General features: G+C 37.7%; 2 protein-coding genes. Both read right to left on the reverse strand.

The annotated features are described in order from the left end of the window. Positions 1 to 222: 222 nt before the first annotated feature. The gene (locus AC1DTM_RS24140) at positions 223 to 1,773 is read right to left on the reverse strand and encodes a solute symporter family protein (protein WP_002201091.1); all 1,551 of its coding nucleotides are present in this window, start codon (positions 1,771 to 1,773) and stop codon (positions 223 to 225) included. A gap of 2 nt (positions 1,774 to 1,775) precedes the next feature. Next, the coding region (locus tag AC1DTM_RS24145) for a DUF485 domain-containing protein (RefSeq protein ID WP_477001075.1) at positions 1,776 to 1,998 on the reverse strand (223 nt) is incomplete at its 5' end.

Here is a 1,998-nt window from a genome sequence, read left to right on the forward strand (position 1 = left end):
ATATTTATCCCGCATTAACGGGCAGTAAAACTCCCACCCAAAAATTCAGCTGGAGCAAAGAAGTTAGGTGGGAGATTAACTGCCCRTAAACGCCCGATTGGTGWRGGCTAATAATCAGTGTGGGGGGATGAGCAATCCCCCACACTGATTAAAGTTTCACTTTATAAGAAAATGCCAAAAGAAATAGAAGCTTTTCTTATATTTCGAAAAGCTCCTCTTTTTTTAATGTGAAGAAGCATCACTAATACCATGACCAGTATTAGATTTCACAAGAATTTCATCAAACTTTGCTGCATCTTCTTTCTTACTAGAGAAAACAGTTCCTAAATATGCTGCAAGGAATCCAAGCGGAATAGAAACAATTCCAGGTGTCGTATATGGGAATATCGCCTCTCCAACAAATATAGCTTTCCCTACCACGGGATTCCAAACATTTGGACTTAACCCAACAAGAACAATTGCTGATACAAGACCAACAATCATACCACAAATTGCACCCGTTGTATTAAAACGCTTCCAATATATTGTAAATAATATAACTGGTAAATTTGCACTCGCTGCAACTGCAAATGCTAGTGATACTAAAAATGCTACGTTTAATGTTTGCGCAAATAAAGCAAGTATAATAGATACTATCGCTACTCCAATAGACGCATAACGAGCCATTGAAACTTGCTCTTTTTCCGTTGATTTTCCTTTGCGAATAATCTCGTTATAAAAATCATGAGCAAATGCGGAAGCCGCTGTTAATACAAGACCTGCTACTACAGCTAAAATTGTTGCAAAAGCAATCGCCGATACGAATGCGAATAAGAAATCTCCACCTAATGCTTTAGCTAATAAAGGTGCTGCCATATTACCGGCTGGATTTGCTTGAATAATTGCCTCATTCCCTACAAACGCCGCCGCACCAAATCCTAAGAAAATCGTCATAATATAAAATGCACCAATTAACCACGTAGCGTACACAACTGATTGACGTGCAGTTTTTGCATCACGTACTGTGAAAAAGCGGACAAGAATATGCGGTAATCCTGCCGTACCAAGAACTAGTCCTAAATTTAAAGAAAGTGTATCCAGACCATCTTTATACTTTACTCCTGGATTTAAAAACGATTCCTTCAATGGAGTAGCTGTTTTCATTTGAGCGAACATTTCTGTCACACTGAAATTAAATTTGGAGAAAACGATAACAGAAATAATAAATGTACCTGCCATAAGTAGTACAGCCTTTACAATTTGTACCCAACTTGTAGCAGTCATACCTCCAAAAATAACGTAAACTGTCATTAGTGTACCAACGATTAAAACAGATGTCGTATATTCAATTCCTAATAATAATTTAATAAGTGCACCCGCACCAACTAATTGTGCAATCATATAAAAAATCGAAATCGTCATCGTATTAAGTGCTGCAATACCACGAACCTTTTTCGCATCAAAACGCGCCGCAATCATATCCGCTAACGTATACTTCCCTAAATTTCTAAGCGGTTCTGCAACTAGGTATAATACAACTAAGTAAGCAACTAAGAAACCTATACTATAAAAGAACCCATCAAATCCTGTTAAAGCTATCGCTCCGGCGATGCCAAGAAATGACGCAGCAGACATGTAATCCCCGGCAATCGCCAGGCCATTTTGCCAACCAGTTAATCCCCCTCCAGCCGTATAAAATTCACTCGCATTTTTCGTTTTTTTCGATGCGAAATAAGTTATAACAAGTGTACCAAGGACGATAATTAAAAATAACGCAAAGGCGGTTGTATTCAAAGTCAGCCCCTCCCTTGTTGCATATCTTGCAGAATTTTTCGCGAGATTTCATCAAAGGATTCTGCTTTTTTGCTATAAATCATACATAATGCCCATGTCATTATAAATTGCGCAAAAGCAAATACCCACGCCCATGTAACATCACCAAATACCGGTGTATTAAGCACCTTTGAATACGATGTTAAAATAGGTAATGTAATAAAAAAACTTAAAAAGAAAATACTC

This window comes from Bacillus sp. P4_D3 (assembly GCF_056401855.1).